The sequence below is a fragment of the Paenibacillus sp. FSL M7-0656 genome (assembly GCF_038003225.1).
GTDB classification, from domain to species: Bacteria; Bacillota; Bacilli; order Paenibacillales; family Paenibacillaceae; genus Paenibacillus; species Paenibacillus amylolyticus.
This window is the reverse complement of the sequence record NZ_JBBOOT010000001.1, coordinates 816,145-840,650: the sequence shown is the minus strand read 5'-3', so window position 1 is coordinate 840,650 and position 24,506 is coordinate 816,145. Positions and strand designations below refer to the sequence as shown.

The window sequence follows — 24,506 nt, the reverse complement described above, 5'->3', positions numbered from 1 at the left end:
AGCTTTTTAATGAATAACACAATTGAATTGCTTCATAACCATACATCGTTTCGTTCTTACACATCTCAACCCCTAACTGAGGAACAAATAGATGCAATATTTCAGGCAGCAAATCAAACTTCATCGTTCAGTCTTCTGCAGGCGGTATCCATTATACGCATCACAGATCCAGTACTTCGAAAAAAACTCAGACATCTGTGTGTCGATCAACCCTATATTGAAGAAGCGGCCGAATTCTGGATCTTCTGTGCAGATTTCAACCGAAATCATGAAATCGCTCCGGATGTGGATATTGAATATATTGAATTTCTGTTGATTGGTTCATTCGATGCTGGCCTGATGGCACAAAATGCGTTAACCGCGGCTGAATCGCTGGGACTTGGCGGAGTGTTCATTGGTGCGGTCAGAGCTAATATTAGCGAACTATCTGACGTATTGAATTTACCTAAATTTGTTATCCCTCTGGTGGGGTTATGTATCGGTAATCCAGCTGGAGATAAGCCGGAACTGAAACCTCGACTCCCTCAATCCATGGTATTGCTTGATAATCAATACCAACCAATGGATCAAGAGAAATTAGCAATCTATGATGAGACCATGCTGAAGTATTATGAAAATCGTCCGACGAGAGCCCCTTTCACCGTAAAAAAAGTAAAAGGATGGAGTGACCATATCCAGGATCACCTCGAGAGAAGTATTCAACCGCAAATGATGACCTATTTGAACAAGCAAGGTTTTGCCAAAAAATAAGGACTAAACCAATCTTTCCGGTGAAACTTGGATAGGAAAAGGCCCTTAAAGACGACACTAAGGTGAATTGACACCTGTATATCTCCATGATACATTTAGTCTGCTAAATATAATTCGGATGTAGGGAGGGATCGTTCATGACAGATACAGTAGATTGTGAAATTCGACAGTCTTTAGATCGAATTTCCTCCCAAATGCGACGAAATTATAGTGAATCTCTTCGGGAACTTAATCTCTATGTAGGACAAGATAATCTGTTGTACCGGCTGTGGTTGGGTGATGGGGTAACACAGATGCAACTAAGTGAACATATGAAATGCGAACCACCAACGGTTACAAACATGGTCAAATCACTGGAGCAGAACGGATTTATATATCGCAAGCGTGATGTACAGGATGCAAGGATCATGCGTATCTTTCTAACCGATAAGGGCAAAGAATTAGAAAAACCGGTTGAGCATAAATGGAGAGAGCAGCAAGAGAAACTACTTCAATCCATTTCTTCGGAAGATCGGCTGATATTGAGACAATTCATGCAACAAATGGAGCAAAATATCTTATAACTTATGCCAAGCTTCACGTAAGCTAACTAAATGAACGAAACAGAGCCGCTATTATAGCGGCTTTTTTTATTTGCCAATAGCTAAACTTCCCTGTCCAGAACAAAGAATTTGTACTGTCAGTTTCGGAATTCACGATTACACCTCTAATGTTGGGATAAGATTGTGATAATTCAAGTTAATTTTGTTCATTTAGATGCTGAAGAGATTACAGTACACTGAAAGAACATACAAACGGAACACACTAAACATGAAAATGTGAGGAATTATAATTCGTTGGAGGTTTTAACGTGAAGACCAAAAATATCTGGTTTAATCAACCTGCTGGAACATGGGAAGAGGCATTGCCTATCGGAAATGGAACTCTTGGAGGCATGATTTTTGGGAAAAGACAGATTGAGAGAATTCAGCTTAATGAAGATAGTCTGTGGTATGGTGGACCGATGCAGCGGAATAATCCTCAAGCACTTGAATCTTTATCTCAGATCAGAAGCCTGATTTTTGACGGTAAGATTAGGGAAGCAGAAGAACTCGCAGCAGATACTCTGGTAGGTGTTCCTGACGGGCAAAGGCATTATGAGCCATTAGGGGACTTCTATATCGCTATGGATCACAGTGAACATGAACCAAATGGATATCAAAGACATCTCGATCTGGAACAAGGCAAGGTAAACGTGCATTATACCGCAGATCAATCCATTTACAGCCGTGATTATTTTGCTAGCTACCCGGATCAAGTGCTCGTTGTTCATCTCAAATCTAGCGTGCCTGGAAAGTTATCATTCTCCACTGTTTTTGGCAGGGGAGCTGTTCTGGAATCAACATCCTATTCCGATATTCTTAAGCATCCTGTTGGTTTCCAATCCTATCTGGACCGGATCGAGAAGCGTGGAACGAATGACTTGATCATCCGGGGAAGAAGTGGGGGAGAAGAAGGAATCCGATTTTGTTGTGCGATTCGCCTTATATCTGAAGGAGGGCAGGTTCATTATTCAAGCGGTCAGCTTTCTCTGAAGAATGGTGATTCAGCGACTATTCTAATCACGGCTTGCACGGATTTCCGAGTACCTAAGGAAAAACTCGAAGCGGAGTGCCTCCGAAGAATTGAGGCCGCTTCAACAAAGCCATATAGCGAACTGCTCGCCGATCATGTCTCGGACTATCAATCCTTATTCGGAAAGATGGATATCCATCTCGAAGATGAAAATAAAGATGTTGTATATTCCGAACTTCCAATCGATCAGCGCCTTGAGCGGCTTAGAGCTGGTCAGCATGATCCGGAACTGATGAGTCTATACTTTCAATTTGGTCGCTATCTGCTTATCTCAAGCAGTCGTCCAGGTTCTTTACCGGCAAACCTTCAAGGGATATGGAATAAAGACATGCTTCCTGTATGGGACAGCAAATATACGATTAATATTAATACACAGATGAACTACTGGCCTGCAGAAAGCTGCAATCTGTCTGAATGTCACGTTCCATTGTTTGATTTTATAGATCGACTGCAAGTCCGGGGAAAGGAAACCGCTAGAACCATGTATGGTTGCAAGGGATTCGTTGCTCATCACAACTCGGATATCTGGGCAGACGCTGCTCCGCAGGATGTATGCATGACATCGACGTTTTGGACTATGGGAGGAGCATGGCTTTCATTACATCTATGGGACCACTATGAATACAATAAGGATGTTCAATTTCTCAAAAAAGTTTACTCCACGATGAAAGATGCGGCTATCTTTATTCTGGATTATCTAATAGAGGATCCTTCCGGCAATTGGGTGATATGTCCTTCGTCCTCACCGGAAAATCGCTATATATTAGATAATGGAGAGTCGGGGGCTTTATGTTTTGGTGCTTCAATGGATAATCAGATTATTAGAGAACTCTTCACGCGTTGCATTGAAAGTACCCGAATATTGCAAGAAGATCAGGAATTTGGAGAAGTACTCCGTGGTGCTTTAACCAAAATACCGGAGACCTCCATTGGCAAACATGGCCAGATCCAAGAATGGAGTAACGATTATGATGAATTGGAACCTGGCCACAGACATATTTCCCATTTATTCGCTTTGCATCCTGGAACGCAAATTACGTTGCAATCAACGCCTGACCTGGCCAAGGCAGCTCGTGTAACACTCGACAGAAGACTGGAACACGGTGGTGGACACACAGGATGGAGCAGGGCGTGGATTCTCAACATGTGGGCACGATTAGAGGAGTCGGAACTTGCACACGATAACGTCGTGGAACTTCTACGTTCCTCCACGTTACCCAATCTGTTTTGTGACCATCCTCCATTTCAAATTGATGGGAACTTTGGAGGTACTGCAGGGATAGCAGAGATGCTTCTCCAGAGTCATAACGAAGTAATCAGATTGTTACCTGCTTTACCAGCAGCGTGGCCAAAAGGATATATTCGTGGTATTCGGGCTCGTGGCGGATTTGAAATAGATCTGGAATGGGAAAATGGTCGTCTGTTAAATACCAGAATTCGCTCTATTGCAGAATCAAGAGTAACCGTATCCTATCTGGACCAAAAGATAGAATTAACCTTTCCTGGCCCCAATGCTATGATTGAATTAAAAGGGGATAAATGGAATAACAAATAAGATCTTACCGATTACCTGAGCGAATGCCGGCTGACAAAATTGCCGGGTAAATTCGCTCTTTTTCTTTGCTGAGATAAGATATAGGCAAGAGTTGGCGTGTTTTTGCTCAATGCCATGTTTAAAGAAGACTTCCATACTTAACAAATTTACCAGGTGAAGTGCCGACCATCTTCGTGAAGCTGCGAATAAAATTGGCATAATCTCCAAAACCGGATTGATAACAGGCCTCTGTAATACTTAAACCTTCGATTAAATAAGATTTCGACAGCTCTATACGACGACTAAGAATGTATGCTCGAATCGTGAGTCCGGTATGTTTTTTGAATTGTCGACTAATATAGCTGCTATTCGTGAACATAGCCTCTGACAATTGTTTGAGCGTCAGTTGCCTCGTCAGATTACATTCAATGTAATCCATCGTGTTTCGAACTAGTTCAGGCATAATATCCGTTGCAACAAAATCCGTATTTTGAAAAGTTAGATTCGTTAGAAGGAGTAGCTGTGTAATCAAAATATTCCCCAGAATATCCGCTCCATAGTCACTTGATGAGAGACACTGTTCAAGTTCACCAGCTAATTGTAGCACTCGTTGAAGTTCGTCCTCTTCAAGATGTACGATATTACCCTTACCCTTGGGACGGTAGTCGAAACATGCGGATAAGTTGGTGCTTGAAGTAGACAAGCGGTTCAGATATGACTTTTTCAGATTTATGGTGATTCTCTCATATTCGTTTTTGTCCAAGGCAAAGGAACGGTGCATCTCCTCCGGGTTAAGAACGAGCAGATCTCCACGTTGCAAATGGTAACAACGGTTCTCAATATAGAAGTTTACATTGCCACGAAGAAATAAGTAGAGTTCGTATGCATTATGTCGATGATAAAACGTTCCCATATTATACGTGGTGGTGGTGCGATGAAGGTACAACAGCTCATTCTGGATTGGATCAAACAGGTATTCTGAAGTCTCATTCATATCAGATATATGACCTCCTTGTCGTTTCGCGCAATAAATATAGCCGTTTGTGCAATGAAATTGCAGACGTGAACCTATAAAATGTAACCATCCTAGCATGATGGACACATAATTGCAAGCGTTTCCACTCAGGTGTGTACAACGCGATTGGAGGAAAAGATGGATCTGATTTTCACGGCTAGAAGTAGAGTGCAGGACAACGTAGAGTACACGGCATTGGACAAGCATGCTCTCAAAGCTAGCGTAAAAGTAATAAGCGGAAACGGCAGTGCAGAAGCTCCATGGCAAGCCGACATTCAGATTTACAACGAGGGCCAGAATGCCTGGGCAGGGGTAATTCATGTGGAAATGCCGTTGGACAAACAGAATCCGAGGTTTTTTTTGCCTGCATTTATGTATGGCCGCAACCGGGGCGAAGCACCTCAGAATGTTCCAAATGAGTTCCCCAGGCTAAGGGAGGGCAGTCCTTCTCGTCCTTCATCACCCTGGTGGATGGTAAGAAGTGATCGTCTGTCTCATCCAGCTGCACTTATCTATGATGAAGGTCGGATTGTTGGTCTAAGCGCAAGTCCCTACTGGATCAATACAGGAAACCAGAAGCAGCAATGGTATCCAGGAATGGAAGGAAACTTTGTGCAATATGGGGGATTCACATGTTCTATTGAAAAGGGTACGGTCGGATATACGTTGGGATATGAGAATGCTCCATTGTTATTTATCAAATCCAGACTTGTCCACGAGCGAGCTGCCCTTGGAGAAAACTGTTTTGAACTTGCGGCAGGTGAATCGGTCAGGCTCACACTTGAACTATATAACTACGAGTCTGAATCAGAACTGGGCATCAATCCAGCACTGGAAACAATCTATAAGAGATATCACGAAAAACCAAGAGAAGGAAGTGACATTCAGACAACGGTAACGGATTTGTCCAATGCCATCTATGAGTTTGCCTGGCTTCCGGAGGATTGTCATTATTCTACATTTGTATATGAAGATGCTGCTAAAACCAGTGGCTACCGATACAACAAAATTATCTCAATCAGTTGGACAAATGGTATGACCATAGCTGTACCAATGCTTATGGCCGCACTGCGCCTGAATAATGAGCCCATGCGACAGCAGGCGTTATCCTGTATTACCAATATTATCGAGAATGCCATGAATCCCGAATCCGGACTTCCGTATGACGCTTATCAGGATGGGATCTGGAGTGTTAAAGGCTGGTGGTTCGACGGCATGCGTACCCCAGGACATTCCTCTTACCTTGTAGCTCAAGCGATGTTCTACATTCTGAAAAGCTACGATTATGAGAAGCGCATTCGAAATGTGAGACACGATGATTGGCTTTCTTACGTCAAACAAATACTTGATCGTCTGGAGTGCACGAAAAATACGGATGGAGAATATCCCACCATTTTGTCAGAGCGGACCGGAGCAGGTCTTGAATATGATGCTTTTAGTGGAGTCTGGTGTCTTGCTGCCAAGGCATATCACTGTTGGTTAACCCATGATGAATCTTCTCTGGAAGAGCTCAGACGCAGTGAAGCCCACTATTACAACACCTATGTGCAACACATGGAATGTTACGGCGCTCCACTGGATGCGGACAAGGCAGTGGATTCGGAAGGCATTTTGGCTTACATCAAAGCTGTTCGGTTTCTGCACGCGTTGACCGGTGACGAGCTATATCTAGATCACATGAGAGATGCGATCAGTTATGAATTCAGCTTCAAATTTTGTTACAACTCACCTATTAAGATTCCTCCACTCAGTACATTAGGCTGGTCCAGTTCCGGGGGAAGTGTTACTTCAGTAGCTAATCCGCATATTCACCCCATGTCCAGCAATCTAGTGGATGAGCTGTTGTATTATGTTGGACAGCGGGAAGAGAATTATGTTCGTCAACGTATGATGGACACCATCGGGTGGGGTTGTCAGACCTATAATCGTTATGATCAAGAATTCGGCTATGGCAAAAAAGGATGGATGTCTGAACGCTTCTGTCATTCGGAAGGACTGGTCACTGAAAAATATGCGGATGGTACGCCAGCCAGCACCTGGTTTTGCCTGATGCCATGGGCTAGTGGATCGATCATTGAAGGTCTCGTTGGCGACTATTGGGATTATGCACGACATGAATGAATTTATTATGCAATAACTACAACAGTCACCATATTAGATTCCGCCGATAGGGAGACACGCTACCGGCGGTTTATTTTCGTTGGAGGAAAGGGGACACACGGATGTTAAAAGTATTACTGGTAGATGACGAGATGTATATACGAAAGGGGCTGTATGAACTCATAAATTGGATGGATCTTAATATGGAGATTATCGGAGAGGCAGAGAACGGTGTAGAGGCATTAAATCTGATTGAAAGCCTGCAACCAGACGTGATTATTACAGATATCCGTATGCCAATCCTGGATGGACTGGAACTGATACGTGCCGTAGAGAAAATACCACATCTGGAACCTGTGTTCATTATCATCAGTGGTTATCATGACTTCAAATATGCACAGCAGGCAATCAGGTACGGTGTTCATGACTATATCCTGAAGCCTATTGATGATGAAGAACTGACGGCGACGTTGCAGAAGTCAGCTAATCTGATTTGCAATAAAAGAAAACATATTCTTTGGACTGAGGGACAGGCCAGTAACATCATGCTGGAGGATGTGATCAAAGGCCATGTACAGAAGGAGGATGAACATCGATATGCCGAGATGCTTGGCATCAATCGTAACTCCAGTCTGCTCATAACTTTGATTGAACTTCAGACCGGATTAGATGCAATTAAAATTACGATTGAACAGCTACGTGAAGCAGTACATTCTCTGGAGAGTAATTTATGTAAAATGTTCATCAGTGAGCAACAACGCGGCACGTTTGCTTTATTACTGTTGTGGCCTGATCATCATCAAGGAGACTCGGCGTTACAGGATAACCTGCATAATATTCATATAACACTGAGCAAAAGGTTCAACCTGGATATCGGTCTTTACGCAGGAACACTCGTCAAAGAAATTGGTGATGTCACACAATCCCTTATGGCGGCTGAAGAAGCAGCCAAGCATAAATATGCTGAAACTGGTGGTGTCGTACGTTATACCGAGATCAAGGACAAACCGCTGTTTGTTTTTAATGTATACCAAGACGAGGTGGATCAATTAATTCTGAGCCTGGAAGAGGGGAATAGGTCAGCTTACCACAAGATTGTAGAAGAGAAATTCAAATTGTTTCATGTGAATCGATTTTCTCCTCAAGCTGTATCGGGTTCTCTCTTGCGTTATATAACGGGTATTCTCGCTGTGGTCCATGAAATGGGTGGTAATGATGAAGGTCTACAGCAGCTAAAGGAGCTGGCACAACAAAGTCATGAAGGTTGGAATTTACGACTATTGAAAGATGCTTTTCTCATCGCGCTGGAGGAAGCCGAGGATTATGTCTCTCATCTGCGGATGGAACGATCCAAAGGGGATATCAGCAAGATCAAACGATATATTGATGCAAATTATACCGAGAACATCAATCTCAAAAGCATTGCTGCGCTCTTCTATATGAATCCCGTTTATCTTGGGCGATTATTCCGCAAAAGCTACAATCAATATTTCAATGACTATCTGCTCAACCTGCGGATTCATGAAGCGAAGAAGTTATTGCGCCAGACGGATCTGAGAATGTACGAGGTTGCTGCACGTGTAGGATTTCAGAATGCGGATTATTTTGTAACCCAGTTTGAGAAACTGGTTAAGTTATCGCCTACAGAGTATCGCAATCTCCTTATGGGAAATGAGCAGCGAGGTGCACAATGCCAAGATGGAACCTGAATTACATGAAGCTTCGAGATAAGCTACTGCTTATGTATGTCTTATCTGTATTTATTCCCATCGTTGTTACCAATGTGGTGTTTTACAATGTCACATCCGCCAATATTCGTAGTCAGAAAACTCGTGATGCAGGCATGGCCTTGAACAATCTGAAGAACGACCTGCGAGTAACCATTGATCAGGGCGTCGGCCTCTCTTATTCGTTATATACTGACCCTGTATTCAATGACACCATCTCCCGTTCATTTCAAAGTCATTTTGAGTATATTGACGCTTATAATTCCTATCTAAAAGGGCAATTCTCCGGTCAAATGAATCAGGGAATTCGCTGGTATCAAGTGTATACCGATAATTCTACCATTTTATCTTCCGGTTATATTGATCGTTTAACTGACGATGTCCGCAACTCGGACTGGTACGTTCAATTTCAGGCATACTCCGCCCCTTATCCGGCATTGATCTCATCGGATCAGATGTTAAGTCTGGTTCAAAGGCTCGACAATCTGGACACTGGGGGGAGAGAGCAGTTACTTAAAATTGACCTGAATATGGATATGATCAAGCAGTATTTCCACAACAGCGGATTTGATGGAAAAGTGTATCTTCTTGATCCGGGGGGACACATCCAATTTTCAAATGATCCTACAGCAGAAGAAGCTCAGATAGGGAAACGTTACAGCGAGATCCAGTTTCCGAACAAAATGATTCCCTTTGAACTTACGTATACAGGTATTAACTATCTGGAAGGGTGGTCCCTGCATGGAGTGATGGATGAAGAAATTGTGTTGAAGGAGGTGCGGAAGTCCCGTTCTTTCGTCGTATGGCTGGCTTGCATTAATTTTGTCCTGCCTTCTATTATCATCGCGGCGATGTCCAGATCCATCCATGTCAGGCTGGTGCGTATTCTAAAACATATGAAAAAAGTAAAAACACAGAATTTCCAGACGATTCCGCCTGAAGATGCAAGAGATGAAATAGGTCAACTCACGATGGAATTTAATCGAATGACCGAGACGATCCATAACCTGATTCATGAGGTATATCTCGCCGACATCCAAAAGAAAGACCTGGAGTTGAAGCAGCAGGAAGCACAACTTCATGCGCTCCATAGTCAGATCAACCCACATTTTTTGTTTAATACGCTGGAGTCGGTACGTATGCGAAGCCTCATCAAAGGTGAGAAAGAGACTGCCAAAATCGTGCATAATATGGCCAAGATGTTCCGCAAGTCGATTAGTTGGAATCAGAATGATGTGACAGTGAAGGAAGAATTGGAACTCATCGAGAGTTTTTTGCAAATTCAAAAATACCGCTTTGGAGAAAAACTCCAATATACCATTGAGGCAGATCCTGCGGTACTGATGTACCGAATCCCCAAGATGGTTATCCTTCCCTTTGTTGAAAATGCAAGTATTCATGGAATTGAGTCATCTCCGGGTGTAGGCATCATTCAACTCTTCGTTTCAATGGATAATGACCAGCTCCATATCAGACTAACGGATAACGGTATAGGGATGTCACAAGCTAAATTGGAAGAGTTGCTAAGTTACCTGGATCAAAACACCGATATGGGAGAGCATGTTGGCATGAAAAATGCGTATAGTCGCTTAAAACTTTGTTATAAAAATGACTTTACATTCGACATCCAGACATGGGAAGGAGAAGGTACGCATATCCAAATTAAGCTCCCACTTGATCCATCAGCCATGCCAGGCGACTAAATACGAGGGATATACTTTTCAAAGTAGGAGGTACACTTTCATGGGTAACTTTGAAAGCGCTATCTTGATATATTGAGAAGGCTTAAAGACACAAACAATACTTTAAGGGGGCATTTGCTACATGTTTAGAAAAAAAAACATTATAACAGGTCTGGCCATTTTACTGGCTGTAACCCTGGCAGGTTGTAATAAAGCCAGCCCGGAAGCCTCCTATCCTGACAGTAATGACAACACCCCGGTCACCTTTAAATATTTCACGTTTGGCGGTGGCAAGAAGGACATTCTGGCAAGCAGCACGACCATTGGCAAGAAGCTACAGGAACAAACAGGCGTTGACTGGAAGATGGAATATCTGGTCGGTGACGGTGCAACCAAGGCAGGTGTAATGATTGCGAGTGGGGATTACCCCGACATCATCGACTCCAGTGGTGAAATGGCCAAATTGATGGATGCAGGATCTTTTATCCCGCTGGATGAACTGATCGATCAATACGGGCCTAACATCAAGCGGGTATACGGGTCTTATATGGACAAATTCAGACAGGAGGATGGAAAGATATACTTCTTGCCATACACTGCCAACATCGGTTATGTGTCAGAGCCTAATTTTCAGACCGGCTTTTATATTCAGCGTGCTGTGTTAAAAGAGTTTAACTATCCCAAGATCAAAACGCTGGACGAATATTTTGACTTGATTGAGCAATACAAGCAAAAGCATCCGCAGATCGATGGAAAAGAAACCATCGGCTTCGCCACACTTGCTGGTGAATCGGGCAGCTTTTTCACCTTGCTAAATCCGGCTATGCATCTGGCAGGTTATCCAAACGATGGCAGTGTGATGGTGGATATGCAGAGTCATGAAGCCAAACTGGTAGCCGGATCTGATTATCAGAAACAATGGATTCAGAAGCTGAACGAGGTTAACGCACAGGGGATGTTTGATCCAGAATCCTTCACAATGAACCAGGATCAGTATCTCGCCAAGTTGACGTCCGGTCGGGTGCTGGGATATTTCAGTTACTCCTGGCAAGTTGGAGATGCAACGAACAACCTCAAGAAGGCTGGTATTGACGATAAACGATACGTATCTCTCCCGATCGTATTTGATGACAGTGTCAAAGACCAGTATGTGGACCCGCCAGGTTTTGTGAACAACTACGGTGTGGGAATTACCGTAAATGCTAAAGATCCCGTGCGAATTATTAAATATTTTGATAATTTGCTCAAGGAAGAAAACCAGATTCTGGTTCAATGGGGTGTTGAGAACGAGACGTATAGTGTGAATGATGAGGGTCGCTTTTACTTTGAAAATGATGACCAACGCAAGGCACATGAAGATCCAGAATTAAGTCGTAAATTCGGCTTTGACTATTTTAATTACAGCTGGCCTCGTTACGGGAATAACTCCGTGCTGGAGGATGGCAACGCCTATGGACCGGGCAACCAACCAGAAGTGGCTACCTTTAGTTACACGGACGGTGACAAGCTGTTGTTAGAGAAATATGGTGTGGAGACATTCACAGAACTATTCAGCACACCGGATGAGCGTCCTTGGTCTCCTGCTTGGTCTATTGCACTGGAGCAGGGCTCTCCTGAACAGATTTTTATCACCAAGGCAGAAGACCTCCAGAAGAAATATTTACCCAAAATGATTATGGATTCGCCTTCCACTTTCGAGAACACATGGAATGAATATATGAGTCAATTGAATCAACTCGACAAGAAAACATACGAAGCTACGATAACACAGGCAGTTAAGGATCGTGTAGCTGGCAAATGGTGAGTGTAATCCACGAGAGAAAACACGGAACGGGGGAATATTCACATGTTAAAACCAAAATTTAGAACAGCGGGTTTAGCTGTATTACTAACAGCTTTGCTGGCTGGGTGCAGTCAAAACAGTTCGTCATCAGCGCCTTCAGCCACAGGTGATGATGAGAACAGTCCAGTCACGTTCTCTTATTACATGTTCTCTCCAGGCAAGAAGGATGTTCTGGCAAGCGAAACTACCATCGGTAAAGCGTTGCAAGAGCAGACGGGTGTGGACTGGAAGATGGAATATCTGGTAGGTGATAGTGCTACAAAAGCCGGTGTCATGATTGCCAGTGGAGACTATCCTGATGTCATTAGCTCCAGTGGTGAGATGTCCAAGTTACTGGATGCAGGTGCCTATATTCCGCTGGATGATCTGATTGAGGAATACGGTCCTAATATCAAAAGGGTGTATGGACCATATTTCGATAAAATGAAAAATGCCGAAGATGGAAAAATCTATGCCCTGCCTTATACGGCTAATCAGGGTGAGTATTCAGGTAGCCCAAATGTGGGCGGAGGAGCTTTCTGGATTCAACGATCTGTGCTCAAAGAGTTTGATTATCCCAAGATCACTACACTGGATGAATATTTTGATCTAATTCAGGATTATAAGGAAAAACATCCAACTGTCGACGGTGCAGAGACGATCGGATTTGTGTCACTTGCGGGTGTGGCCAATAACTTCTTCACCTTGCAAAATCCAGCGATGCATCTCGCCGGTTATCCGAACGATGGCAGTGTCATGGTGGACATGACAACCCATGAAGCAAAAGTCGTCGCGGGAACAGATGCTCAGAAAAAATGGATTCAGAAGTTAAATGAAATCAATGCTCAAGGCATGCTTGATCCAGAATCCTTTACGATGAACAAAGACCAGTATTTGGCCAAGCTGACTTCGGGTCGTGTGCTAGGATACTTCAATTACGGCTGGCAAATTGGAGATGCGTCGAAAAACCTGCTCTCGGCAGGCATTGATGAGAAGCGCTACGCTCCACTTCCGATTGTGTTTGATGAAGGAATTAAGGATCAGTATGTTGATCCTCCGGGCTTTGTCAACAACTATGCAACAGGCATCTCGGTGAATGCCAAAGACCCTGTTCGTATCATCAAATATTTTGATAATTTGCTGAAGGAAGAGAATCAGGTTCTGGTGCAATGGGGAATCAAGGATGAGACGTACAGTGTGGATGAAAAGGGCCGATTCTATTATGCAAATGAAGATCAACGCAAGGCTCATGATGATCTGGAGCTCAGCCGTAAATTCGGGTTCACCTACTTTGGGACAGACTGGCCGAAATATGGCGGTGAATCTACACTAACCGATGGTAACGCTTATAGCCCTGGCAACCAGCCGGAAGTGGCCGCTGCATCTTACACCGAGGGAGATAAGAAATTCCTTGAAGCCTACGGTATCCAAACCTTTAGTGAATTGTTTAACAAACCGGAAGAGCGGCCTTGGTTCCCGGCATGGTCCATCGCATTGGAGCAAGGATCACCTGAACAGATCTTCACGACCAAATCGGATGATTTGCAACGTAAATACTTGCCGGAGATGATCTTGGGAGCGCCATCGAATTTTGATAAGCTGTGGGATGCCTATATGGCTGAATTGAACAAATTGGACAAAGCTGGTTATGAAGCGACCATTACCAAAGTTGTGAAGGATCGTGTTGCAGGAAAATGGTAATACGAACACTTTAAGTGCGTGTTCAATAAGACCGGTTTTCAGTACCAAGAAGATGGGATGAAGCTAGAAATGGAGTAGCGGAGCGTAGGGAAAACTACGTGAGCAACGGACATTTCGGCTGAATTCCATATTCGATGCTGATGATGCCGCAAGGCGTCTTTCGTAATCAAAAGCGGACTTTTTGAACAACCTCTTTAAAACAAACTGTTACATGCGCAGGAGAAGACGAAAGAGCATAAACTCCGGCTTCTCCTCGCATGAATAACAGCACAGGAAAGGAGCAGGTTCACCGTGGAGAAACCTAATGTCTCCCTTAACTCGATGCCTCCAGCCTCGAGTCCGAAGGGAACCAGAGCACACTCGTTCTTTAAGCGACTTGTGCAGCAACGAACGCTTGCCTGGATGTGTATTCCTTTTGTCATCTGGGCTTTTATCTTCAAGTACCTGCCGTTATGGGGATGGACCATGGCTTTTCAGAATTTCAAACCGGCAAGGTCCTTCTCGGATCAGCAATGGGTAGGTTGGCAACATTTTAGTACGTTATTTGAAGACAATACCTTCTACCGGGTGCTGCGAAATACACTCGTTATGAGTTCCATTAAACTGGTGTTGGGATTTGTGACAGCAATTACGCTGGCTCTCTTGTTGAATGAGCTGAAAAATGTCATATTTAAACGTTTTGTGCAAACCGTCAGTTATCTGCCTCACTTTATCTCGTGGGTTGTTGCTTCCAGCATTGTATTAACAGTCCTGTCACCAGACGGAATTATCAATCTGTTGCTGATGAAGCTTCACCTGATTGACAGTCCGGTACTATGGATGGGGAAAGGAGAATACTTCTGGGGTATTCTGGGGGCAACTGAGGTCTGGAAAGATGTCGGTTGGAACACCATTATCTATCTGGCAGCAATTACGGCAATTGATCCGGCGCAATATGAGGCTGCCGAGATTGATGGAGCCAGTCGCTTCAAACGGATGTTATATATCACCCTGCCTGGCTTGAAACCGGTTATTGTGATCTTGTTGATCATGAACATGGGAAGTATTCTTGAATCCGGATTCGAACCGCAATATCTGCTGGGTAACGGGATGAATATGGACTATTCGGAGAATCTGGACATCTTTGTACTCAAATATGGATTAGGGATGGGGAACTTTTCCTTAGGTACAGCAGCTGGCATATTCAAAACGGTGGTCAGCTTCATCTTCCTTTTCTCAGCGAACTATATAGCGAAAAAAATGGGAGAGAGCAGACTATTCTAAAAGGAGGCCTATGCCATGCGTAAAGGAAACACATCCCGCTTGCGGAATAGCAGCACCGGGGATCGAGCGTTTGACACTTTTAACATCATCTTCATGGTATGTCTGATGATTGTGACGATCTATCCCTTTGTTAATATGATTGCCGTATCTTTCAATAATGCAAATGATGCCATTCGGGGTGGAATATATCTATGGCCTCGTGTATGGACACTGGACAACTACAAATACATTTTTGGCGAATCCGATATTTATCACGCAACTCTGATCTCGGCGCTGCGTACGATCATTGGAACCGTGGTGTCCGTCTTCTGTACAGCCATGCTCGCGTATACGGTTAGTCGTCAGGAATTTGTGCTTCGCAAGTTTGTTACGATGTTTTTTGTATTCACCATGTATTTCAGCGGGGGGTTGATCCCCGGTTATCTGCTGATTCGAGACCTTGGATTGATCGGTTCCTTCTGGGTATATATCATTCCGGGTGTAATCGGTGTCTTCAATATGATCGTCATCCGTTCATTTATTGAGGGTCTTCCTGAAGGCATTCTGGAGTCAGCCCGTATTGACGGGGCAGGGGAGTTCACGACATTTATCCGCGTTGTCCTGCCGCTAACGATTCCCGCAATGGCAACCGTATCACTCTTTGTAGCTGTGGGACAATGGAATTCCTGGTTCGATGTATTCCTGTACAACTCTTCCAATAAAGAATTAAGCACGTTGCAATATGAGTTGATGAAGATTCTGCAAACTTCAACGACCTCAGCGACTTCATCAGCAAGTGATGCTTATCAGTCTGCCGAAAGCAATGCAACGGCGGTCACACCAACCTCGATTCGAGCGACCATGACCATTATTGCAAGTGTTCCTATTCTGATGGTGTACCCGTTCTTACAGAAATACTTTGTCCAGGGTATGACGATTGGCGGTGTAAAGGGTTAGTCATGACCTGAATATAATTTCATTGAACTTATGAAAACGCAACAAACTATACCGTAGTAACGTCTATTCATCCATAGAATACAACAGGAGTGAAACAAATGCATGTAAAATGGATGACGATTATTGGTGCCGTTGTTGGCTCTATGCTTATAGGGGTGGGAACGGCAGCTGCGGAAGAAACGTTTGTTGATCTAAAGTATTCAAAGTGGGCAGAGGATGGCATCACGTATATGGCGAAACGGGGAACAGTAGCCGGATACGGCAATGGGATCTTCAAGCCAGAGGCACTTGTGACAAGGGCACAAGCTGTCACTTTTATGGTGCGCGAGCTCTATTCAGATCAGCTTCAAAGAGCAGTGGAAGGCACAACTTATTCCGATGTTCCAACTACACATCCTTTCCATCGAGAAATCATGATAGCTGCTAAAAATGGACTTGCAAGTGGTTTTCCTAACGGAACTTTCCGTCCGGATGCACCACTTAGCCGCGCAGAGACTGCGGCCTTCCTTACACGGGCATATGCACTCGCGGAAGGTAAGAACCCCGCAAAATGGACAGATACGGACAGGCATTGGGCAGCAGCACCCATTCTTATTATGAGTTCAAACGGCTTGGTCGGTGGTTATTCAGATGCCACCTTCCGTCCGAATCAAGCTGTCACGCGCGCTGAATATGCCGTATTTATGGCGAGAGTAATTCGCTTCGAACGTGAAGCGGCCATTCGGACACAAGATTGGGATAAACTGATATCCTATATGACGGTAAGTGAGCAAGTTGGTCAGATGCTTATGCCTGACATTAGGCAATGGAATGGTAAAGCGACAACGACCGTTAATGAGGGGCTGAAACGCACGATCCATGATCAGGACTTGGGCGGACTTATTCTTTTTGACAAAAATATTGTAGACGTGACGCAGCTTACAACGTTCACACATGATATACAAAGAGAAACAGGTGACATTCCTCTATTTCTTGGCATCGACCAAGAAGGTGGCGTTATTAAGCGAATACCAGGCGGTACGAACCTGCCAGGTCAGATGGCGCTTGGTGCAACTGGAGATGCAAGACTAGCCGAAGCAGCTGGTCAGCTGACAGGAGAGGAGCTGAAGGCACTGGGATTGCAGATCAATTTTGCGCCAGTGCTGGACATCAACAGCAATCCAGATAACCCCATCATTGGTATACGGTCGTTTGGCTCGAAGGCGGACTTGGTAACACGGCTTGGTCTGGCAACGATAAAAGGGCTACAGCAATCAGGGGTGATGGCGGCAGTTAAGCATTTTCCGGGACATGGAGATACAACGGTAGATTCCCATCTTGGTATGCCTATGCTTGCCCATAACCGAGAACGGCTTGATGCGGTAGAATTAAAACCGTTTCGGGCTGCGATTGAAAATGGTGTAGAGATGATTATGACCGCACATATTGCTTTCCCTGCCATAGACAACGAACAAGTCATTTCTCTCAAAGACGGTGAACGTGTGCCGATTCCTGCCACCTTATCGAAAAAGGTACTGACAGGACTGCTTCGCGGAGAGCTGGGATACGAAGGTCTCATTGTGTCGGATGCCTTTACCATGAATGCAATTGCAGAGCATTTTGGGGAGAATCAATCGGTAGAACGAGCCGTTTCCGCAGGGATTGATATCATCCTTATGCCAAAAAATTCAGCAGCGGCCCATCAAACGCTGGTAAACGCGGTGAACAATGGAACGATCAAGGATGAAACCATACATGCATCTGTGAAACGAATCTTGGAGATGAAAGCGAAATATGGTTTATTTGAACGCAGTCAAACTCTTGCGCAAAAGCTAACTCAGCTTAACGGTATCATCGGATCGAAGGCGCACCGAGCAGTGGAGCAGACAATCGCAGAGCGAGCGGTCACTGTACTCAGCAGTCGCGAAGGTGTGCTTCCTGATCCAATTCGGCAAGGCGACCGGGTTGTTATTGTCGCAGCCGAGCAGGAACAGGCGAAACAGCTTGAGAAACAACTGTTGCAAGCCGCTAATAACCTGTCGTTAAAGACTGAAATATCACTTGTTGGACAAGGCAACATGAATGAAACGCTCCAGGCGATTGGCAAAGCCAATTATGTCATTCTTGCTTCTTACCAATTCCGCAATGTGGCCAGCCAGTTCGGGTGGAGTGATTATCAAACCTTGATTAATGCAATGAACAAGAGTAATCAGCGATACACGCTGTTGTCTCTTGGTAACCCTTACGAAACGATCTATTTGCAGAACGTGCGCTCAGGAATTGCTGTGTATGGAAAGCAGGAGCCAAATACGTCTGCCGGGATCAAAGTATTGCTTGGTCAACTGAAAGCTGGAGGACAATTACCCGTACTAACGGATTAACGCTTAATTAATGAAGAAAAAACGGATTCCAGCATACGGAATCCGTTTTTTATTTCAAACTTTTGTTTTATCGATCCATGTACCATGCCATCACTCGGGTATTTCTTCGCTACAAACAAAATGAAGCAGCATCTTCACAAATTGCTCCGTCATCCGCACATCCAATGAATTATCATGAGCACCACGAATAGTTACCATGCGCTGGAGCATGCCCATCATCGTTGTGAAGATAAACTGAGCCAGATCCAGCGGAGGGGACGGATTCTTAATACTGCCGTCAACAACACCTTGGGATAAAGCGTCCATCAGGAAATGATTTTCTTTCCCGTTCTGGTTGAACTTATCATACTCTTCTCTTAATTCAGGGCTAAAATCATACATCTCATAGTTGATATCAAACAATTGAATAAACCGGATGTAGTCTGGATGATTCTCGGCATAAACAACCCATGCATTCAACATAACCGTGAGTTGTTCCCGCCCGTTTAAGTCCTTCGTTGAAGCACGGCTAACCTCATCCGTTAAATGTTCGATCAGTTGCATCTGAATGGCTAGAAGAAGTTCATCCATTGACTGGAAATGTTTATAAAAGGTCACTCTACTAAGTTCAGCTTTCGTACATACATCCTTAATCTTCACCTGGAGCAATCCATATTTCAAAAAAAGCTCCTTACCTGCTGCAATCAAATCATCACGATGTTTATTTCCCAATTGTTGATGCCAGTTTTCATTCACTTGTATACAATTGTCCTTTCTTCGAACGAAATGCGTTCAAGGTCAGTCCGAGAGAAGCGAGTAGCATAATTGCACCAAAAATATACGGGAAGTTTATGTTTTTGTCAAACAATAGTCCTGCGATCAGCGGCCCAATCACCGTGCCGAGACTGGAAAATGTAGTATTCAGACCCGATGCATAACCTTGCCGATCTCCTGCATTTTTGGATATTAACGTGCTGACCGAAGGTCGTAAAAACGAATTAAAGGCAAAGAATAACGCAGAAGCGAACAACAGAAACACAAGGTTGACCTTAATTAACATTAACAATAAAGCTATGGGTGTGATTATTAAGGAGAGACGGATCAACTTAACTTCACCTATTCTCTGTACGAACCAATCCAAAAGCCAGATCTGCACAACGATACCGATAATCGCGCCCAAAGTAATAATGATGGAGATTGTTGCAGCGTCGAATCCGTATTTTTGCTCTGCGAAAAGCGCGAATACTGTCTCATAACTCATGAGACCAAAGGTCATGACAAGCAACACAATCAAGTATTTGAAATAGGGGACTTTAAAAGAACTCCAGATTTTCTTGCCCAAGTGATCTCCTTTTTGAAGACGGATGGAGACCGTTCTTTTCTCGGGGGGAAGTGTCTCAGGCAATAGCAGCGTCATCAGGGCCGCAATCAGTCCCAGACCCGCTGCGAAGAAATAGGGCATGCGAATGCCCATCTCGGCGATGAGACCGCCCAGACCAGGTCCGAGAACCATCCCCAAATTCATAGCTGCGCCGAAATAGCCCATACCTTTTGCACGTGTCTCTGGCGTTGTAATATCGGCGACATATGCGAGGTTGGCAGGAACCATTAAACCAAGACTGATTCCACCGATAAACCGTGCGACATAGAGGAACGGCAATGACGTTGACAGCGCAAATATGATATCTGAAATGACAGACAGAAACATACCCGCAATGATCAACTTTTTGCGTCCAAATCGATCAGACAGTTGTCCCCCGAGAGGGGAAAAGAAGAATTGAGCGGCACCGAAGGCTGCAACTAAAAATCCTGCTACTGTGCCTCCCGCATGAAAAAGCTTCAAATACTCCGGCAATATGGGGATGAGCATCCCTTGCCCCAATAAAGCAATAAACAGATTTAACATCAGAATGAACAGTGGAAAGCGAACTGATTTTGGTAATGTACTCATGTACGTCATTAACCCCTTCATTTACAACTTGTTAACCTTTACATTGTGTAAACCATTTTAAATGATTTGAAGGAAATATGTAAATCTTTTTTTTAGTGAGTAGAGTTATAATTGAATTCATATGGAGGTGGGAACACGTGAAATTAGAGGAATTGTTTACGGTACATGTGAACATTGAGAAATCATTTGATTTACAGAATAGCGAAGATGATTCGGTTGTCATGATTACTTTTACAGGCAGCGTAACCGGAAATTACTTTGAGGGAATTGTGCTGGGTGGAGGAGTGGATACGCAGATTATCGGGAAGAATGGTGGTCCGCATACGCTATCGGCAAGATACATGCTCCAAGGAACCGACAACTCAGGGCATTCCTGCAAAATTTATATCGAAAATAACGGAAATATTGATAAAACGCTGAAAACTGCTTTATTTCGTACTTCCCCCAAAATGATTACAGACAGCAAAGCCTTATCCTTCTTGAACCGTGAGGCACTTATTGGAGAAGGTCATCCGACGGAGTCAGGGATAGATATAAAAATATATAGGGCGCTATGATAGTGCGAGACATGTGATAACTATTTTGTTCATGTGTCTCGGAGCAAGATAGCCGGTTATGCAGATCGAGAGTCGCTAAGGAGCGGCTCTTTTTGTCGTATGAGACTTTACGTCAATATTTATATGTACTCTTTTACAATGAATTAACATAGGATGGATACGGCGCAGACACTTCACACCTATAGTATGATGAGCGAAAATAAACCCATATTAGGCGGAATAAGGAGAAAACTATTCATTATGATGATCAAAAAAATCGGGATTTCAGTAGCATCACTCGCCATCTTAACGTCTGTAAGTGTGTTTGACGCATATGGTGCAGGCTCCAAACGCATGATCGAAGTTTCTGAACAATCGGCTAATGTGGTTGTGAACGGACAAAGGGTGGAAGGCGAATCATTTCTCTACAATGGGGTCACTTATGTACCTGCAAGAGCGATTGGTGAAGCCTTGGGGCAAGAGGTAGACTGGGATAACAACACCCAATCGGTGTTTGTTGGACAAAAAATGGATGATCAGCAGCAGGGATACCGCGGTACCAAAACGCCATATCCTTTTAAGGAAACAAGTTACACAAAAGCTCCTATTGGATATGAACCCATATTTATTAACTACATAGGGAGACATGGTTCCAGACATCTATCCAGTTCCAAGTACGACAAGACGTTATTTGAACTGCTCGACATCGCTGAAAAGGACGGGCAGATCACTAATCTGGGCAAAGAGCTGAAGAAGGAAATTGGCAATCTGATGAAGGTTGAAAAAGATCATTATGGATTGTTATCCACTACGGGTGGAGAAGAACTGAAAGGAATAGGGGCCAGAGTTGGGCAGAATTTCAAAGAACTCTTTACATCGGATAAAAAAGTGATTGCACAAGCAACCTTCAAAGATCGAACGCCGCAGAGCAGAGATCAGTTTATTGACGGGTTAAAGGAAAGCTTGGGAGATAACAAGGTAGACATTCTGGCTTCAGCTTTTGAAGAAGGGAAAGACCCCTATCTACGGCCCTACGACTTGGCTACGAAGTATAACGAGTACGTAGAAGATGGAGACTGGGTTAAGTTATACGAGGATTATGTCACACAGAACACTGGAACGCGTTATGCAAAAGAGGTCCTTCTGCAATTTCTCTCTGAAGGCTTCTATCAACGGCTGAACGCTGGAGAGTTTGAACTGAAAGATGAGAAGGGAAAAGTGAAGCTCAGCAACCCAACCGAGGCTGCTTCTAATCTATATGAACTCTACATCATTTCTTCGAATATAAAAGGAGAAGGTGACTTCGAATTCGGGCGGTATTTCACGGCTAATCAGTTAAAATGGTACGAGAGCATTGACAATATCAATGATTTCTATGAAAAAGGTCCATCTTTAACCTCAACGGATCTGCCGCAAAATATCATTGCACCTCTGGTCAAAGAGTTGATCGTGTCTACCGACCAGTCCATTCAGCAAAAAGACACGGCTGGTATATTTCGTTTTGCTCACGCAGAAACCATCATTCCACTATCTTCATTCCTGGATATCGCCGGAGCTAATGTGAGTATCGACAAACCGCAGGACGTGACCCAAAACTGGAATGGCTCGGTTATCTCACCAATGGGAGCAAATATTCAATGGATTCTGTATTCCAATGGTAAGGATGTTCTCGTGAAAATGCTTAGAAATGAAGAAGAGATCGCGTTCCCGATCGAAACAAAGACCTATCCGTACTATAAATGGGAAGATGTAAAAGCATATTACCAAAACAAACTGCAGAAGGTAGGCGTAAGCTTGGACAGCAGTTTGGAAGACAACATTGAGCTTTTACAGAAGAAATTCTAATCGGTGAAACGATATGCATTTTATATGAAAATAAAGACGAAGATGAAGAAAGCAACTCCTCTCCATGGGGCTGCTTTCTTTTTTTGCATTTTGAATGAAATGGACCAGTAAAAAAATCCTAAAACAAAATGTGACCAAATGCCGTCCGTAAGAGTGTTAGAGGTATAAAGGAGGGCATACCAACCATGCAGCGATCAGTGCCCCAGCTGGGCGATCATGTGATGAAAGTCTATGAGACATACGCGGATACGCTGTTCCGGATTGCCATGGTGCACCTCGGCAGACGAGAAGACGCGGAGGAAGCCACTCAGGATACCTTCATCAAACTAATAGAAAAAGCCCCTACGTTCAACGATGCGGAGCATCAAAAAGCATGGTTGATTCGGGTCATCACCAATCATTGCAAATCCTTATTAGGCAGAGGCTGGCGCAAACGGGAGGTCAAGCTGGAGGGAGTCGATCCTCTTACAACAGACAACCCTGAAGATCACGCGCTGATCGAACTTGTGCTGTCACTGCCCGTCAAGTATAGATCGGTGGTTCATCTGTATTATTACGAAGATTATCCGATCCGAGAAATCAGCGAGATCCTGGAGATTAGCGAATCAGCAGTGAAAATGAGATTGAAACGAGGAAGACAGCTGTTAAAACTGGAGCTGGAAGGAGAGGAACTGTAATGAACGAAGAACAATTCAAACAAAACTACAAGAAAGCGGTGGATCATATGAAAACAAACGAGCAAATGAAAAAACGGGTAGAGCAATCCTTAAACACGCAACATCAGGGACCAAAACGTCAACGTAAACCACTATACATTGCAGCAAGTGTTGTTATCGCTGCCAGCATTGGATTGGCTGCGCCAAGTGTATGGCAACAATTCAATGGACCAGCCGCACCAACACCACAGGTGGCAGCGGTGACTCCAGGCGCGTCGTTTGACCCGATCGTGATTCCGAAGATGGAGTTGCCGAGTTCACAGGGCAAAGGCGCGATGGCTGATATGATGCAACTGGTTGTATATGGAGGAAACGTATATACGCAGTCCCCAACATTGCTTGAAGGCGCAAATGCACTCAACCTGCGGGGTGAGAAGCTTGGCACTACAACTGGTGGCATCAATGAACTGAGCGGCCAGGATAAATATACGGAGCTTGCTTCCAACATTGGCGAAGCAGACATCTATGCGGTCAATGGCTATGACAAGGACTTCCGCATCATGTCCTACACCGAGATCGATGGTCAGGTGTATGCTCAACTATTCGACAAAAATAACGGGATCACCATCAGTAGCGGAGCAGACTTGATCGGAAAGCTTCATCTCGAAGGCAACATCACTTCTGCGCAATGGGAGACGTTCGACAGCTGGAACAACGGATTGCAGCAGCTTCAACCGTTAGCAGCGGATGAAGCACTGGACAGCTTTATCTCATCGCTAAATGCTGCCAAACCGATCGCAACGAGCCCGGAGTTGGAAGAGAACCTCTACGGCAAGGAAGATCGCAAGATCATCTATCTCACGCTGGAAGACAAAACGCAGGTCCCACTGGTTCTGTTTGGTGAAGAAGGTCTGGTTCGTTATGGTAATGTTCCGGCATTCCTGGAAGTGGAGAAAGGCGCGTTCCAATCATTCTGGGACAGCTTGGGCGAGTAAGGCGAAGACAGTAATATGGCTACACCAAGAAGAGCGAACA

The 24,506-nt window shown here is 44.2% G+C and carries 18 protein-coding genes; 15 read left to right on the top strand and 3 right to left on the bottom strand.

Translation table 11 applies throughout. The annotated features are described in order from the left end of the window. The first annotated feature begins 9 nt into the window (after positions 1 to 9). The 3 genes from nfsA to MHI01_RS03550 all read left to right on the top strand — a co-directional run bounded on the left by nfsA (position 10) and on the right by MHI01_RS03550 (position 3,919). A complete protein-coding gene (gene nfsA, locus MHI01_RS03560; protein ID WP_340982547.1) occupies positions 10 to 750 on the top strand; it encodes an oxygen-insensitive NADPH nitroreductase in 741 nt (246 codons plus the stop codon). Between the two features lie 137 nt (positions 751 to 887). Continuing rightward, a complete protein-coding gene (locus tag MHI01_RS03555; RefSeq protein WP_127548544.1) occupies positions 888 to 1,313 on the top strand; it encodes a MarR family winged helix-turn-helix transcriptional regulator in 426 nt (141 codons plus the stop codon). A 287-nt stretch (positions 1,314 to 1,600) separates the two neighbouring features. Continuing rightward, on the top strand, positions 1,601 to 3,919 hold the full coding sequence (locus MHI01_RS03550; RefSeq protein ID WP_340982546.1) for a glycoside hydrolase family 95 protein: 2,319 nt from the start codon (positions 1,601 to 1,603) through the stop codon (positions 3,917 to 3,919). Between the two features lie 118 nt (positions 3,920 to 4,037). Here the strand turns inward: MHI01_RS03550 and MHI01_RS03545 are convergent, their stop codons facing one another. Next, a complete protein-coding gene (locus MHI01_RS03545) occupies positions 4,038 to 4,892 on the bottom strand; it encodes an AraC family transcriptional regulator (protein ID WP_340982545.1) in 855 nt (284 codons plus the stop codon). A gap of 159 nt (positions 4,893 to 5,051) precedes the next feature. Here MHI01_RS03545 and MHI01_RS03540 point away from each other — a divergent pair, with 159 nt between their 5' ends. The 8 genes from MHI01_RS03540 to MHI01_RS03505 all read left to right on the top strand — a co-directional run bounded on the left by MHI01_RS03540 (position 5,052) and on the right by MHI01_RS03505 (position 18,504). Then, entirely contained in the window at positions 5,052 to 7,034 is a 1,983-nt protein-coding gene (locus MHI01_RS03540; protein ID WP_340982544.1) for a hypothetical protein, read from the top strand. A gap of 101 nt (positions 7,035 to 7,135) precedes the next feature. Then, positions 7,136 to 8,722 carry a response regulator transcription factor gene (locus tag MHI01_RS03535; protein WP_340982543.1) on the top strand — a complete coding sequence of 529 codons (1,587 nt, stop codon included), beginning with the start codon at positions 7,136 to 7,138 and terminating at the stop codon, positions 8,720 to 8,722. A gap of 5 nt (positions 8,723 to 8,727) precedes the next feature. Continuing rightward, entirely contained in the window at positions 8,728 to 10,443 is a 1,716-nt protein-coding gene (locus MHI01_RS03530; protein ID WP_340982542.1) for a sensor histidine kinase, read from the top strand. 121 nt (positions 10,444 to 10,564) lie between these two features. After that, on the top strand, positions 10,565 to 12,226 hold the full coding sequence (locus MHI01_RS03525; RefSeq protein ID WP_282321415.1) for an ABC transporter substrate-binding protein: 1,662 nt from the start codon (positions 10,565 to 10,567) through the stop codon (positions 12,224 to 12,226). 42 nt (positions 12,227 to 12,268) lie between these two features. Further along, complete coding sequence (locus MHI01_RS03520; protein WP_036671156.1) at positions 12,269 to 13,945, top strand: ABC transporter substrate-binding protein; 1,677 nt, start codon at positions 12,269 to 12,271, stop codon at positions 13,943 to 13,945. 321 nt (positions 13,946 to 14,266) lie between these two features. After that, positions 14,267 to 15,208 (top strand): ABC transporter permease, encoded by a 942-nt coding sequence (locus MHI01_RS03515; protein ID WP_047844314.1) that lies wholly within the window; start codon positions 14,267 to 14,269, stop codon positions 15,206 to 15,208. Positions 15,209 to 15,223: 15 nt separating this feature from the next. Continuing rightward, on the top strand, positions 15,224 to 16,144 hold the full coding sequence (locus MHI01_RS03510; RefSeq protein ID WP_036615816.1) for a carbohydrate ABC transporter permease: 921 nt from the start codon (positions 15,224 to 15,226) through the stop codon (positions 16,142 to 16,144). Between the two features lie 98 nt (positions 16,145 to 16,242). After that, positions 16,243 to 18,504, top strand: coding sequence for a glycoside hydrolase family 3 N-terminal domain-containing protein (locus MHI01_RS03505; protein ID WP_340982541.1), 2,262 nt, complete (start codon positions 16,243 to 16,245; stop codon positions 18,502 to 18,504). Between the two features lie 90 nt (positions 18,505 to 18,594). On the opposite strand, the gene MHI01_RS03500 is transcribed toward MHI01_RS03505, so the two are convergent. Both MHI01_RS03500 and MHI01_RS03495 read right to left on the bottom strand, forming a co-directional pair. Next, a complete protein-coding gene (locus MHI01_RS03500) occupies positions 18,595 to 19,215 on the bottom strand; it encodes a TetR/AcrR family transcriptional regulator (protein WP_340982540.1) in 621 nt (206 codons plus the stop codon). Positions 19,216 to 19,231: 16 nt separating this feature from the next. Further along, complete coding sequence (locus tag MHI01_RS03495; protein WP_036671164.1) at positions 19,232 to 20,434, bottom strand: MFS transporter; 1,203 nt, start codon at positions 20,432 to 20,434, stop codon at positions 19,232 to 19,234. 137 nt (positions 20,435 to 20,571) lie between these two features. On the opposite strand from MHI01_RS03495, the gene MHI01_RS03490 reads away from it, so the two are divergent. The 4 genes from MHI01_RS03490 to MHI01_RS03475 all read left to right on the top strand — a co-directional run bounded on the left by MHI01_RS03490 (position 20,572) and on the right by MHI01_RS03475 (position 24,466). Next, positions 20,572 to 20,991 (top strand): DUF3237 domain-containing protein, encoded by a 420-nt coding sequence (locus MHI01_RS03490; protein WP_340982539.1) that lies wholly within the window; start codon positions 20,572 to 20,574, stop codon positions 20,989 to 20,991. Between the two features lie 240 nt (positions 20,992 to 21,231). Beyond that, positions 21,232 to 22,815 carry a histidine-type phosphatase gene (locus MHI01_RS03485; RefSeq protein ID WP_340982538.1) on the top strand — a complete coding sequence of 528 codons (1,584 nt, stop codon included), beginning with the start codon at positions 21,232 to 21,234 and terminating at the stop codon, positions 22,813 to 22,815. 185 nt (positions 22,816 to 23,000) lie between these two features. Further along, positions 23,001 to 23,492, top strand: a complete 492-nt coding sequence (locus MHI01_RS03480; RefSeq protein ID WP_036615805.1) for an RNA polymerase sigma factor — start codon at positions 23,001 to 23,003, stop codon at positions 23,490 to 23,492. After that, positions 23,492 to 24,466: a hypothetical protein gene (locus tag MHI01_RS03475; protein ID WP_340982537.1), complete on the top strand. Its 975-nt coding sequence runs from the start codon at positions 23,492 to 23,494 to the stop codon at positions 24,464 to 24,466. The genes MHI01_RS03480 and MHI01_RS03475 overlap by 1 nt, the downstream gene beginning before the upstream one ends. The last annotated feature ends 40 nt before the right edge of the window (positions 24,467 to 24,506 follow it).

Bases quoted from the DNA above. Each gene is read 5' to 3' on its own strand.
- MHI01_RS03485 (WP_340982538.1), top strand. From the start codon at position 21,232: ATGATGATCAAAAAAATCGGGATTTCAGTAGCATCACTCGCCATCTTA.
- MHI01_RS03475 (WP_340982537.1), top strand. From the start codon at position 23,492: ATGAACGAAGAACAATTCAAACAAAACTACAAGAAAGCGGTGGATCAT.
- nfsA (WP_340982547.1), top strand. From the start codon at position 10: ATGAATAACACAATTGAATTGCTTCATAACCATACATCGTTTCGTTCT.
- MHI01_RS03555 (WP_127548544.1), top strand. From the start codon at position 888: ATGACAGATACAGTAGATTGTGAAATTCGACAGTCTTTAGATCGAATT.
- MHI01_RS03480 (WP_036615805.1), top strand. From the start codon at position 23,001: ATGCAGCGATCAGTGCCCCAGCTGGGCGATCATGTGATGAAAGTCTAT.
- MHI01_RS03505 (WP_340982541.1), top strand. From the start codon at position 16,243: ATGCATGTAAAATGGATGACGATTATTGGTGCCGTTGTTGGCTCTATG.
- MHI01_RS03520 (WP_036671156.1), top strand. From the start codon at position 12,269: ATGTTAAAACCAAAATTTAGAACAGCGGGTTTAGCTGTATTACTAACA.
- MHI01_RS03530 (WP_340982542.1), top strand. From the start codon at position 8,728: ATGAAGCTTCGAGATAAGCTACTGCTTATGTATGTCTTATCTGTATTT.
- MHI01_RS03540 (WP_340982544.1), top strand. From the start codon at position 5,052: ATGGATCTGATTTTCACGGCTAGAAGTAGAGTGCAGGACAACGTAGAG.
- MHI01_RS03535 (WP_340982543.1), top strand. From the start codon at position 7,136: ATGTTAAAAGTATTACTGGTAGATGACGAGATGTATATACGAAAGGGG.
- MHI01_RS03545 (WP_340982545.1), bottom strand. From the start codon at position 4,892: ATGAATGAGACTTCAGAATACCTGTTTGATCCAATCCAGAATGAGCTG.
- MHI01_RS03525 (WP_282321415.1), top strand. From the start codon at position 10,565: ATGTTTAGAAAAAAAAACATTATAACAGGTCTGGCCATTTTACTGGCT.
- MHI01_RS03495 (WP_036671164.1), bottom strand. From the start codon at position 20,434: ATGAGTACATTACCAAAATCAGTTCGCTTTCCACTGTTCATTCTGATG.
- MHI01_RS03515 (WP_047844314.1), top strand. From the start codon at position 14,267: ATGCCTCCAGCCTCGAGTCCGAAGGGAACCAGAGCACACTCGTTCTTT.
- MHI01_RS03510 (WP_036615816.1), top strand. From the start codon at position 15,224: ATGCGTAAAGGAAACACATCCCGCTTGCGGAATAGCAGCACCGGGGAT.